At 61.2% G+C, this 11601-nt stretch carries 13 protein-coding genes and 1 pseudogene; 10 read left to right on the top strand and 4 right to left on the bottom strand.

The genetic code is table 11. The annotated features are described in order from the left end of the window. Positions 1-59 precede the first annotated feature (59 nt). The gene (locus tag AC1DZU_RS33365; RefSeq protein WP_477291436.1) at positions 60-455 is read left to right on the top strand and encodes a GNAT family protein; all 396 of its coding nucleotides are present in this window, start codon (positions 60-62) and stop codon (positions 453-455) included. Then, on the top strand, positions 448-1569 hold the full coding sequence (nolL, locus tag AC1DZU_RS33360) for a nodulation factor fucose acetyltransferase NolL (protein WP_477291434.1): 1122 nt from the start codon (positions 448-450) through the stop codon (positions 1567-1569). The genes AC1DZU_RS33365 and nolL overlap by 8 nt, the downstream gene beginning before the upstream one ends. Positions 1570-1604: 35 nt before the next feature. Here the strand turns inward: nolL and AC1DZU_RS33355 are convergent, their stop codons facing one another. Continuing rightward, on the bottom strand, positions 1605-1760 hold the full coding sequence (locus tag AC1DZU_RS33355) for a GNAT family protein (RefSeq protein WP_272481108.1): 156 nt from the start codon (positions 1758-1760) through the stop codon (positions 1605-1607). A gap of 43 nt (positions 1761-1803) precedes the next feature. On the opposite strand from AC1DZU_RS33355, the gene AC1DZU_RS33350 reads away from it, so the two are divergent. Together AC1DZU_RS33350 and AC1DZU_RS33345 are read left to right on the top strand one after the other, a co-directional pair. After that, on the top strand, positions 1804-2709 hold the full coding sequence (locus AC1DZU_RS33350; protein ID WP_477291432.1) for a LysR family transcriptional regulator: 906 nt from the start codon (positions 1804-1806) through the stop codon (positions 2707-2709). Positions 2710-2828: 119 nt separating this feature from the next. Beyond that, a pseudogene (locus tag AC1DZU_RS33345) lies at positions 2829-2940 on the top strand (nitrogen fixation protein NifQ); the annotation flags it as partial. A gap of 617 nt (positions 2941-3557) precedes the next feature. Here AC1DZU_RS33345 and AC1DZU_RS33340 read toward each other — a convergent pair. The 3 genes from AC1DZU_RS33340 to AC1DZU_RS33330 all read right to left on the bottom strand — a co-directional run bounded on the left by AC1DZU_RS33340 (position 3558) and on the right by AC1DZU_RS33330 (position 6284). Beyond that, positions 3558-4784: an MFS transporter gene (locus AC1DZU_RS33340; RefSeq protein WP_477291457.1), complete on the bottom strand. Its 1227-nt coding sequence runs from the start codon at positions 4782-4784 to the stop codon at positions 3558-3560. Between the two features lie 56 nt (positions 4785-4840). Then, on the bottom strand, positions 4841-5218 hold the full coding sequence (locus AC1DZU_RS33335) for an RNA polymerase factor sigma-54 (RefSeq protein ID WP_477291430.1): 378 nt from the start codon (positions 5216-5218) through the stop codon (positions 4841-4843). Positions 5219-6143: 925 nt separating this feature from the next. Then, positions 6144-6284 (bottom strand): hypothetical protein, encoded by a 141-nt coding sequence (locus AC1DZU_RS33330; RefSeq protein ID WP_477291428.1) that lies wholly within the window; start codon positions 6282-6284, stop codon positions 6144-6146. 610 nt (positions 6285-6894) lie between these two features. On the opposite strand from AC1DZU_RS33330, the gene AC1DZU_RS33325 reads away from it, so the two are divergent. The 6 genes from AC1DZU_RS33325 to AC1DZU_RS33300 form a co-directional block, all read left to right on the top strand. Further along, a complete protein-coding gene (locus AC1DZU_RS33325; RefSeq protein ID WP_006328923.1) occupies positions 6895-7218 on the top strand; it encodes a DUF736 domain-containing protein in 324 nt (107 codons plus the stop codon). Positions 7219-7380: 162 nt separating this feature from the next. Beyond that, positions 7381-7650 (top strand): helix-turn-helix transcriptional regulator, encoded by a 270-nt coding sequence (locus tag AC1DZU_RS33320; RefSeq protein ID WP_477291426.1) that lies wholly within the window; start codon positions 7381-7383, stop codon positions 7648-7650. Next, on the top strand, positions 7647-8195 hold the full coding sequence (locus tag AC1DZU_RS33315) for a S26 family signal peptidase (protein WP_006328934.1): 549 nt from the start codon (positions 7647-7649) through the stop codon (positions 8193-8195). Before AC1DZU_RS33320 ends, AC1DZU_RS33315 begins: the two co-directional genes overlap by 4 nt. Further along, on the top strand, positions 8183-8866 hold the full coding sequence (locus tag AC1DZU_RS33310; protein WP_096453864.1) for a lytic transglycosylase domain-containing protein: 684 nt from the start codon (positions 8183-8185) through the stop codon (positions 8864-8866). The genes AC1DZU_RS33315 and AC1DZU_RS33310 overlap by 13 nt, the downstream gene beginning before the upstream one ends. A gap of 190 nt (positions 8867-9056) precedes the next feature. Further along, complete coding sequence (gene rlxS, locus AC1DZU_RS33305) at positions 9057-11027, top strand: relaxase/mobilization nuclease RlxS (RefSeq protein ID WP_477291423.1); 1971 nt, start codon at positions 9057-9059, stop codon at positions 11025-11027. Between the two features lie 207 nt (positions 11028-11234). Then, positions 11235-11601: DUF1403 family protein (locus AC1DZU_RS33300; RefSeq protein ID WP_477291421.1), on the top strand; the 367-nt coding region annotated here is incomplete at its 3' end.

The following is an 11601-nucleotide window of genomic DNA, read 5'->3' as shown; positions in this document are numbered from 1 at the left end:
CGTAGCAGCTCACCTAGGACCTGCTGCGCCATTTCTTCACGGTTGGCGAGGTTGATTTCTTGGTAGGCGAACTCGGATCGTACAGGATGCACCCGGATCTTGAGAGACTCGGAATGAGCCATTCTATCCGCGTCATGCGCCCGGTGCTGCAGCAGCGTGGCATTCCATTCGCTTTTGGCATGGTTCGGCACCCGCTGCGAAACCATCTTGAGAGGTTCTGCAGAGACGGCCAGACGACCATAGTGCCGGGCGTTCGCATCGCCACACATGATCGCGACCGCCAATGCGCTCGAGGTTTGCGATCAGGCACTGGGATTTTGTCTGCTCGGTTGCAGCCAATCGGCCCTCCATACCACGCCGCGATCCGCGTGATTTTCGATCCTTTGCACCGCGCTCGCCGTGCCCAGAAACGGCAAGTAGCAACTGCAACAGATAGGCTGGAGTCTGATGCTTGATCACATAAGAGCCGGAGCGAAGGGACGCGGCTCGTGCCCAGCAGGGACAAACAACCGAGACCTAAGCTTTGATTTCGCCAAAGGTATACTCATTACTTTGGTGATAATTGGGCACCTGCTACAATATTTAATCTACCAGGGCGCCGACGCTTTCTGGCTGTCGCCGTATTTCAAGTCGATCTACATGTTTCATATGCCTCTATTTATGGCGATAAGCGGATACCTTTCTTCTGGGGCAATTTTGCGAAAATCGTTCACCCAGGGTGTCGGTGAGCGGGCAATGCAGCTACTACTGCCAATGCTATTTTGGTGTACGTTGATTTGGACGTTAAAGTCCGCAGTTATTTTTCCTACGAAGAGTTTGACTGATACTCTGTTAGATTTGTCGACGGAAGTTATTGGAACTTACTGGTTCATATGGGCCGCATTTATTTCGTTCATTCTGATTAGAGTTCTTACAACGTTCAACCGTCTATCGATGTGGATCATAAGCGCATCTGCAATTGCGGTCGCATTCGCACCCATCACGTTATCGATAACCCCGTTGTTAAAATACACTTACCCATTTTATTGTTTAGGGTTCCTGTTTGCCCAGCCGATCGGATGGCAGAACAGCGTCATCTGGCGTTACAAATCGATTTTTGTTGTCTTACTTTCGATGGCGACTTCCATATGCTTCCTCGGGTGGGGCAGGGAGACTTACGCCTACAACAATCTCGTTTTAATTCATGATGAACAGTCAGCTAAACAAGTTTTGCTGATGTTCGCTGGCTCTTTAGCGGCTTCTGCGGTAGCAATGGAGTCTATGTTTCAATGCTGGAGACTTGTCTATTCGACTAGAGTAGCTCGCTTTGTCGCGGTGCAGCTTGGTCAGAGCACGCTGCTGCTTTACCTGGTCCAGGGCGCCGTGTTTCGCCTCATGGATTTGATACAGTTTGGAGAAGTCTGGAATCTCACGACCAGAATCGCCTTCGCAACTGTGCTTGGAGTGGCGATTGTCGTCATAGCGATGGCAATTCGCAGGATTGCGCGCGACCTCGGATATGTGTCGCGGATCGTTGTCGGAGCGCCGCCACGCCCAAGTCTGCTCAAATCTCAATCTGTAATCAATTAGCCACGTGAAAAATTCGCATCTGTAATCAACATGTTTCATAGCTCCGGACCTATCCGATCGACTGTTGTACCGGTCGGCCATTCGCTCATCGGCCGCGCTATCCCCATAACTACGACGAGCACGTCCTCCACGCGCGCGGGCGGCAGGTCGGGACACAACACCTCTGAGTGGGACCGTAAACGAGCGCCCATAATGGTCACGATGACAAACAACCACGTTACGGACAGATGAGGCATGCGTTTCAAAGGCCTTGATCTGAACCTTCTCGTCGTGCTCGACGCACTGCTAACCGCGCGCAACCTCACGGCCGCGGCAAGCAGCATCAACCTTAGTCAGCCGGCCATGAGCGCGGCCGTCGCCCGGCTGCGCGACTATTTCAACGATGAACTGTTTACGATGAGCGGCCGCGAACGTGTTCTAACCCCGCGTGCGGAAACACTCGCCCCCGCAGTTCGTGGCGCACTCTTGCACATCCAATGCTCGATTATTTCTTGGGACCCGTTTAATCCGGCTCAATCCGATCGCCGCTTCAGGATCATTCTTTCCGATTTCGCCACACTCGTGTTTTTTGAAAAGGTCGTGGAGCGGGTTGCACGCGAAGCACCCGCCGTCAGCTTCGAATTGCGGCCCCTCGACCACGACCCCGATGAGCTTCTCCGGCGCGGTGACGTCGATTTTGTGATTCTTCCGGAATTTTTCATGTCGAGCGCCCATCCAAGAGCGGCGCTGTTCGACGAGACATTCGTGTGCGTGGGCTGCCCCACGAACAAGCAGTTGCCACGGCAGCTTACATTCGAGAGATACGTGTCGTTGAAGCACATTGCGTTCAGGGTCGGCGGTGCCCGGATGCCATCCATCGAGGAACAGTTTTTGCTTGAGCATGGTCTCAAGAGACGTGTCGAGATCGTCGTGCAGGCCTTTAGCATGATCCCGCCGATGGTCTCAGGCACAGCTCGTATAGCGACCATGCCCTTCCGGCTGGTTCAGCATTTCAAAAAAACCTTCCCCCTGCGGATCATCGAACTTCCGCGGCCACTACCCACGTTCACCGAGGCCGTCCAATGGCCCACCCTTCACAACAGTGATCCGGCAAGCATCTGGATGCGGCAGATAATGTTGCAGGAGGCATCCCGCATGTGAAGTCGCGGGCACTCCTGGTCTTAGTCTCGATTTACTCAGCGCCTCATACGGGTGCGAACCGGCGTGCAAAATTGGGTCTGACTCAAATTCGATGATTTTGCATGACGGCGTGCCACGTGTTTCCCACCCTGACAGCCGGCAACACCAAAAACATGAAGTGGAAGAAGTACTTTACCGCAAGCTATGCGAGGCTGAAGGTTTTCGCCATGCGCCGCACCGAATTGCCGAGATCCTGAGCGTGAGATAACTCGTCTCGTCGTCCTGCCGACTTCCGGTAAGCCGCCTTACCAAGGGCAGGCGGCGCTTGAGATTCCGCCGCTGGAAAGCCGCCGCGCGGGGCTGTCGACGTTCAATCGCGGCTGGATCACAGTTGGTGAATACAACTACGATATCGCCGAACGATCCTCTATTTCGGGCCGTATCAGAAGCTGCGGGGCATGTTCGGCCCCGAGCTTCATGTAAGAGATCAGGCGCGCGATCCGCCCGATGCTCGCCGCAGACAAAGCCGCATAGACCGCACGTTCTGACCGTTAGCAGCGGCCTTTGTGGCCACGTAGCGTGTTCTCGCCTGTTGGAGGATCTTTCAGAATTCAGGTGGTTATACCCACACTGCAGCGACATTGTCGCCATGCCAGAGCGGTCGACGGCGAGGCGGTCCGGTTCGGTCCGGCACTCTTAGGTTCTCTCGTCGGCACCATCATTCGAAACGCCCCCGCCGGTCGAAATCGACCGGACAACAGCGTCCGATCACCCGGAGATGAGGCCGGCAACCGCCAAAAATCGTGCGTAGGATCGCACCGCGCGGCTGATGATTGCATCTTTCCCGCGCTGCACTGATGGCCTCTCTGTCAGGTGGTCTGAGCTTCGCGCTTCGGGCCGAGCAAGAACACTGTCAGGGCGGCGAGGAACGAGGCAACGGCGCTGTAGGCAAGGGAACTGGCGACGCCGGCATTGTCCATCAGCAGTCCGCCGAAAATCGCGCCCGCTGCGATGGCCACCTGGAACGTTGCGGCCATCAGCCCACCGGCGCTTTCGGCCTGCTCGGGAGCGGCGTGCAGCACCATCCATGTCTGCAGTCCCACCGGCACAGCGCCGAAGGCAAAGCCCCATACGGTAACCGCAATCGCCGTGGCCCAAGCCGATGCTCCCAGCGTCAGCAGCGAGACAGTGGCCATCGCTATGAGCAGGGGCGGCAGGGCCGCGGCTGCCTTGAGGCTGTGCTCGGCCAGGATTCCGCCGGCCAAATTGCCGAAGAAGCCGCCGATGCCAAAGGCGAGCAACACGAGCGAGATCGTCTCGATATCAAGCGCGGGAAACTTCTCAAGGAAGGCGCGGATATAGGTGAAGCCGGCGAAGTGCCCGGAAGCGACCAGCAGGACGACCAACATCGCGACTTTGATCATCGGATTCTTGGCCACATCCAGCAGACTGCGGAAGCTGGCCACTCCAATCGGAGGCAGCCTCGGAATGGTTATGAGTTGCACTACCAGCGTAACGGCGCCGACGACCGCAGCGATCATGAAGGCGGTTCGCCATCCCCAGATATCGCCGACATAGGCGCCGATTGGAGCCGAGCAAACGGTAGCGCAGGTAACGCCGGTGAGGATGATCGACATGGCGCGCCGCAGGAGGTGACTTGGAACGAGCCGCATCGCCAGCGCTGCCGAAATCGACCAGAACCCTCCGAGTGCTATGCCGAGCACGACGCGGGCGGCCAGGAGAACCGGCAGCGACCCCGCGACGGCCGATAGAACGTTCGACAGGATCAGCAGCAGCGTCATCGCCCATATGACGATCCTGCGGTCCAGGGGCCTTGTGATGACGGCCATCGTCGGCGCCGAGATCGCCCCCACGATGGCGGTCGTTGTCAGCGCCTGTCCAACTGCACCCTCGGTGATAGAGAGATCATGCGCGAGCGGCGTCAGCACGCTGGCAGGCAGAAACTCTGCCGTCACAAGCCCGAAGGTGCCTAAGGCAAGCGAAATGACTGCACCCCATGCGGGACCAGACCGTTGATCTGGCTGTTCTGGGTCATGCAGAACTCCGTCCATGAAGCCCGTAGCGGATTCGGTCATCAACAGGGTCTCCAGTTTGGATGTGCTGCAAACTCGGGTGGCTGCGTTGACCCGCATTAACGCCAGAAGCGCCATTCCCTGCGGCATTGCACGGACGAGGGGATGTTCATCCCTTCGCGATATTTTGTGACGGTGCGGCGCGCAAATCGATGGTCCTTTCCTTGGGCCGGACGACGATGTCGTCGTCGGAAAGCATTGCGATTCGTCGGCGATCGCCTTGATCCGATGGCGGACAGCTTCGGGGGGGACCGCGCGTCGCCACCTTGGGAGGACGCGCTCGCGACGGTGAAAAAATACTTCAGTTCGAACACTTCGCGCGGGGTCTGCATGTATGTGTTCGACGTCACCCGGCTTACCGTCGCCTGATGCACGTTGATCGCGTCGACGACAGTCCTGGGCCCGAGAGGCCGCACTTGGTCGATGCCGTGTTCCAAAAAAGGCATCCTCCTGGCGGAGGCGGGTAAGCGACAATTGGGCGAGCGCCACGGCTCCGTCAGTCTCGAACCAGCCATAGCAAATCAGATACCGGAGGAGGGACGTCTGGAGGGGACGTTCGGCGCCAATGTGCACGGTCTCCTTGGGCGCTTGTATGGAACTTCGCGTTTTTGCCATGGTTCTGTTCATAGCTTTCTACGTGCTTTGGTGGGCTCTAACGGATAACAGCAAGCGCTATGCCATTTCACTTGGGGGCACCGAATCGGACTATCTTTTGCCGAAGCCCTGTCGGCTTGAGCAGGGGTGCCGTGCCTTGACCGAGACCGCGCGCGCCGCACAATCGCGTGGTCACCCGGACCGAGCAAAGGTGCTGTACTGTCGGAGTAGTCAGAACTTCCGCACCGGCTAGGGAAGGCGAAAACCGTTCCGGACGGGCCGAGCCGATGCATTGCCGCACGCCGGCGGGCACTGCATCGACCGCGTAAGGCTTTGTCTCTAGCGTGTAATTGCGTGCGCAGGCTGCGATCTGCGAAGACGCGGCCGTCGCGCCTACGGTCGCGCTGTTGCTGCTCCCCCCTGTCGAGGAAGGCCTTTGACACCTTCGAGCTCTTCAGCACGGCGCGTCGGTCTCCACGCCGTGAGGATCGAGTCCGGCTGGGCGTCACGGCGTTTGCATGATTTAGATTCCTTGATTTGCTCCCTCGTGCGCGCCTATCCGAAAACATTGTTGTGTCCCGAAGGCTGACAAGAATGTCGCAAGCGCGACCAAAAGATCGCCACGGCCCACAGGGGCAATTGCGACCAGTGGCCTTCTTCGGAAATCGGGGGAGCAATACCCTTTCCTCGTCGACTTCGGACGCGGGCTCAGCCGTGCCCGCCGCGCCGCTAGGAACGACCTAACCTTGGCGGATGGCGGCTGGCCGATCACCCGGGTATGTCCGCGTCGATCAAAGGAAAGCGTCTGGTCTCAGCCAGGCGGACCTCGCGAAGGCCATCGGTATCAATGTGGTTGAATTCCTCGATCACGCCGAGACGATCGGTTTCGCTGGCGCGGATTTCGACCAAATTCCCAACCGAAAACACACGAAACGCGGCGGCTTCCGACCGCCGATCAATGGGCCAAGGCCCGGTCGCTGTTACCCTCGAATGAGTCCGCCATGCCGAGGCGGCTCGTCGATAGCCGCGGGTTGGCGCCTCTCCGGGGCGCGTTGGCTGCACGTTCCGCCCCCTTGGACCCCGCTTCCGGCAACAACATCCGGCCGCCAAAGCTCGCCCTTGTCAGTGCTCGATTACCACGCCGAGATGCCTGCTGGGGCTCCCGGTGCACGGGCACATTTATCGATCCGGCACGGTGTTGAGCGTGCGGAACCCGCCGCACGCTTCGCTTGTTGTGCTCACCCGATCACGCGACCTGTCCCCACACGTCTTGAGGACATTCCCCTGCGGCTGGCTCATTGACCTATGGGCGGTTCCAGCCCGCCCGAAACCCTCGCCACCAGCTTTTTTCCCCGCCGCATGAGGCGGCTTCCTCGCGCCGCTTCGCTTCAAAAAAGCTGCTCGCTCGGGTCCTTCGCTGCCGCTGCGGCCCTGCCGGGTTCGGGCGGTCCGGACGCGCCCATCACGGTCCGCCATCGCAGGGGAATGGTCCCCGGCGACAGCAGAAGGAGACAGGAAAATGACCGCGATCGGTTACGTCAACAAGCAGGAAAACGGCAGCTACAAAGGCCAGCTCAGGACGCTCAGCGTCCGCGCCGACATCGACATCGTGCCCAATCGGAGCAAGTCCGCCGACAACCATCCCGACTTCCGGGTGCTGACGCAGGGCGTGGAGGTCGGGGCCGGCTGGATCCGAACCGGGGAGACTTCCGGCAACGACTATGTGAGCTTGTCCATCGCCGCACCGGAGTTCGGTCCGCGCAAGCTCTACGCCAATCTCGGCCGCGCCGCCGGCCAAGACGATCAAGACACCTACGCCGTCATCTGGAACCCGGCCGACTGACCGGCCGGCTCAAGCCCTCGCGCCGCAACTCGGCGCGGGGGTTCCCGCCGACGCTCGCCCGAAGGGGCGGCGAAAACTCCCACCCGACTCTTCGCCCGTCCCCAAGACGACCTCGCCCACCGATCCTCGCGGTCGCTTGTCCGAAGCGAAACGAGGACCATCATGGACGACGAAAACGACCGCGCGGCCCGCGCCAAGAAGGGCAGTCCGTTTCTGAACACCGCGCAGGCGGCCTTCTATATCGGCCTGTCCCAGCGCACCCTGGAAAAGATGCGGCTGACCGGGGGCGGCCCGAAATACCGCAAGCACGGCCGCTATGTCCGCTACCACATCGACGAACTCGACGACTGGTCGAAAGGCCGCCCGCCAGAACCCGGCTCCGACGATGACAAGGGCGGGTCCGGCTCATCCGACGAGGGAGCCCGCTCATGAGCCAGCGGCCTTCCATCCATCTGATCGGCAGCCGTTTGCGGCGCGTTCGGGCGCGCAAGGCAATCGCCATCGCCGCGATTGGCCTGAGCCTGACAGGCTTCACGGCGCTCCCAAAGCCGTCTCCCTTGCTGGTCTGGAACGCCTCGGCTAGCGCGCCGGTCGGTCTCTATCGCGTTGGGTCTGGCACGCCTGCGCGCGGCGATCTTGTGCTCGCCCGCCCGCCTGGCTTCGTTGCCTATCTCGCCGACCAACGCGGCTATCTGCCTCGCAATATACCGCTGGTGAAGCGTCTCGCCGCGCTGCCGGACGAGCATGTCTGCGCCTTTAGTAATGCCATCATCATCGGCGGCGAGATCGTCGCCCGTCGGCTCAAAATCGACACGCAAGGCCGTCCGCTGCCCTGGTGGAACGGCTGCCGAGCGCTCGCCCATGACGAGGTTTTCCTGCTCGGCAACGAGAAAAATCACTCCTTCGACAGTCGCTATTTCGGGCCGGTGCCGGCCGAAAACATCATCGGGAGGCTGGTGCCGCTATGGACCGAATGACCCTCCTGATGCTCGGCATGATCGCCGTCGCGCCATGCGCCTGTTCCGCCTCGACCGGCGCTGAGCCGGCCGTCATCTCCCAAAGTCCGCAGCTGCAACGATGGCAGCACTTCGTATCGGAAGCAAGCGCACGCTTCCACATTCCCCAGGCCTGGATTTGCGCCGTCATCGATGCCGAAAGCCGCGGCAAGACCGTCCTCGATGGCCGTCCCATCACCTCCCGCGCCGGCGCCATGGGCCTCATGCAGGTGATGCCCGGCACCTATCAGGAGATGCGCGTCGAGCACGGACTGGGAGCCGACCCGCACGATCCGCGCGACAACATCTTGGCCGGAACCGCCTATCTCAGCGCCATGTATAAGCGTTTCGGATTCCCCGGCCTGTTTGCCGCCTACAACGCTGGACCCGAGCGCTATGAAGGCCATTTGAAGCTTCGAAGGCCCTTGCCGAAAGAGACCGTTGCCTATCTGAAACAGCTTGAGGCGACGGGGATTTCGGCGGCCGACATGAACGAATTCAAAGGCCAATCCACAACTTCAAAGGGGCGGAACGCTCCCTCCGGACGCTCTTTGTTCTTCCTTCGCGACGGTGTTCGCGCCGGTGAAACGAATGGCGGCCTTTTCGTGCCGCTCGGCAGGGATCGCGCGCGGAAAAAGAAGCACAATGGCTAGCGATGTTGAGGGCATCCGGGAGGGGCCAGGGACGCTTAAGGCGAGGGGCGCGTAAGGCAAGATAAAGGCACCGCCTCCATGAGGCGGCGAAGCCTTTGTCTGCACATCGTTTTGCCGGAGGCTGCCGGCGGCGCCAGGAGGGTGGGCCAGCGAGACTCAGGTTTCGCTTGAATTTGCCCGGAGGCTGGTAATGCAGGATGATGAGTTCAGGCCGAAGCTCGGCAAGATCGGCTCGCGCGGCTCGAAAGCAGGCAAGCGCTATGCCGGCCAGGTCAAGGCAGCGATCAACCGAGCCGGCGGCCGCCTCCAGCGCGGCGGTCGCTTCACGGGGAGCCGGACAGGCCGCGGCGGGGCGGCGGCCGCGCTGCTCAAGTCACGCGACCGGTATGCCGCCTTCCGGCAGCGGCGGGTGATGGTCAAGGCGCGGATTGTGAAGCTGGCCGGCAAGGGTGCGGACGGAGCGCGTGCGCATCTGCGCTACATCCAGCGCGATGGCGTCACCAGGGAAGGCGAACCCGGCAAACTCTATGGCCCCGGCAGTGATCGCATCGACAGTAAGGCCTTCGTCGATCGCGCGGATAGCGACCGGCATCAATTCCGCTTTATCGTCGCACCGGAAGACGGCATTGAGTATGACGACCTCAAGCCGCTGACGCGGCGGCTCATGGCGCAGATGGAGGAGGATCTCGGCACCAGGCTCGACTGGGTTGCCGTCGACCATTTCAACACCGGTCATCCGCACAGCCACATCATCGTTCGCGGCAAGGACGACCGCGGCGAGAATCTCGTCATCGCTAGGGAGTATATCTCGAGTGGAATCCGCGAGCGGGCGGCCGAGCTGGTCGGCCTAGATCTCGGTCCGCGCACCGACCGCGAGATCGAGCAGCGCTTGCGCCAGGAAATGGATCAGGAACGCTTCACCAGCATCGACCGGCGGCTTCTCAGGATGCGCGACGGCGATGGGCTTGTTGTACCGGACGTCCGCGACGCGTTTCGCCAGACGTTGCACCAGGGACGCTTGTGCAAGCTCGAGCGCATGGGGCTCGCCGGAGAGATCGATTCGGGCCGCTGGCGCCTGGCTGATGAGCTTGAAGCGACGCTGCGCCGCATCGGCGAAAGCGGCGACATCATCAAGACAATGCATCGCGAGCTGACAGGCAAGGGGCTCGCTCGCAGTGCTGCTGACTGTGTGATTCACGATCGATCCGGGGAGCCGGCCCAGCCGGTCGTTGGCCGCGTTGTCGCGCGCGGGTTGGGCGACGAAATCAACGACCGGCATTACCTCATCGTTGATGGCCTGGACGGCAGAAGCCACTACATCGACATCGGCAAAGGCGAGGCCACCGCACCAACGCCTGACGGCTGCATCGTCCGTGTCTTGCCGAGGAACACCGAGCCCAGGCAAGTCGACCGCACCATCGCCGAGATCGCCGCCGCCGATGACGGCCGCTACAACATCGATATTCATCTAAAGCATGACCCGTCCGCCACCGAACGCTTCGCCGAAACGCATGTCCGCCGGCTGGAGGCGGTCCGGCGCGCCACTGGGGGCCTGGAGCGCGAGCCGGACGGCACCTGGATCATCGCGCCGGATCATCTACATCGCGTATCGGAATACGAGCGGCAGCGGGCTAGGGCTGAACCTGTCATGGTCGAAAAGCTCTCCTCAATGCCACTCGAAAAGCAGGTCGGTTTCGATGGCGCCACCTGGATCGACCATGAGCTGGTTTCCGATACGCCGGAGACCTTGCGCAACTCCGGCTTCGGTCGCGAGGTGCGGGAGGTGCAAGCCCGCCGGCGCCAATGGCTGATTGCACAAGGGTTCGCCCGTGAAGAGCAGGACCGGATCGCTTATCGCGCCAACATGATTTCCATCCTGCGCCAGCGTGAGCTGAACCGCGTTGCCGGTCAGATGTCGGGCGAACTTGGTCTTTCCTATACCGAAGCGAAGCCCGGGGGCCGGATAGAAGGCACGCTGCGCCGATCGGTCGAGCTTGCCAACGGCAAATATGCCGTCATCGAGAAGTCGCGCGACTTCACGCTCGTGCCATGGCGGCCGGTGCTCGATCGTCACGTCGGCAAGGAGGTGTCCGGGATAATGCGCGGGGAGGGGATTTCATGGACCATCGGGCGGCAGAGGAGCGGGCCGAGTGTTTCGTGACATGGCGGCACGGAATCTTCGTCCGCGCAGCAGAAAGCGTGCTCCGTCGAGAGCTGCATGATTAGCCGGCTCACTTAGTCATGGATATCGTGATGAGTTAAACGGCTGATAATGCAACATTATCATTCGTTTTAAGTTGTCGACAGGCTGTGCGTTTTGGCGCGAAAATCATGGCGTAAAGCGCACGGGCGCTTTACCCTCGAAAGGATGATTCGCCTCGACCCCGCGACCGCCAGCCCTAAAGCGCCGACAGCTGTCCCGGCCTGGGCGCTCGCAAGCGCTGGCACCCTCAGCGACACCGACGCCGCCTTCCGGGCCGGCGCCGCCCTGGCGTCGCTGGACACACTGGCCCGCACGCAAGCCAGCTGGGCCGGGGCCTGGCGGCAGCGGCTGGCGCTCAACTGCGCCGCCGCCAGCATGCGGCTCGCCGGCCGCGCCGAGGACGCGGCTGCCCTGCGCGACGCCTGGTATCTGCGCCAGGCCGGGGCCGACCCCGGCCCCGCCGGCACCATCTTTGGCGTCTGGCGGCAGTTGGCCGTGCAGCCGCCCGTCGCCAGCGCCGACCGGCTCGAAA

The sequence above is a fragment of the Mesorhizobium sp. P2_A12 genome, assembly GCF_056405075.1.
Note: the sequence above shows the minus strand (reverse complement) of the source record. Positions and strands in the feature narration are given on the sequence as shown.

Bases quoted from the DNA above. Each gene is read 5' to 3' on its own strand.
- nolL (WP_477291434.1), top strand. From the start codon at position 448: ATGCTTGATCACATAAGAGCCGGAGCGAAGGGACGCGGCTCGTGCCCA.
- AC1DZU_RS33355 (WP_272481108.1), bottom strand. From the start codon at position 1,760: ATGGGCGCTCGTTTACGGTCCCACTCAGAGGTGTTGTGTCCCGACCTG.
- AC1DZU_RS33350 (WP_477291432.1), top strand. From the start codon at position 1,804: ATGCGTTTCAAAGGCCTTGATCTGAACCTTCTCGTCGTGCTCGACGCA.
- AC1DZU_RS33340 (WP_477291457.1), bottom strand. From the start codon at position 4,784: ATGACCGAATCCGCTACGGGCTTCATGGACGGAGTTCTGCATGACCCA.
- AC1DZU_RS33325 (WP_006328923.1), top strand. From the start codon at position 6,895: ATGACCGCGATCGGTTACGTCAACAAGCAGGAAAACGGCAGCTACAAA.
- AC1DZU_RS33320 (WP_477291426.1), top strand. From the start codon at position 7,381: ATGGACGACGAAAACGACCGCGCGGCCCGCGCCAAGAAGGGCAGTCCG.
- AC1DZU_RS33315 (WP_006328934.1), top strand. From the start codon at position 7,647: ATGAGCCAGCGGCCTTCCATCCATCTGATCGGCAGCCGTTTGCGGCGC.
- AC1DZU_RS33310 (WP_096453864.1), top strand. From the start codon at position 8,183: ATGGACCGAATGACCCTCCTGATGCTCGGCATGATCGCCGTCGCGCCA.
- rlxS (WP_477291423.1), top strand. From the start codon at position 9,057: ATGCAGGATGATGAGTTCAGGCCGAAGCTCGGCAAGATCGGCTCGCGC.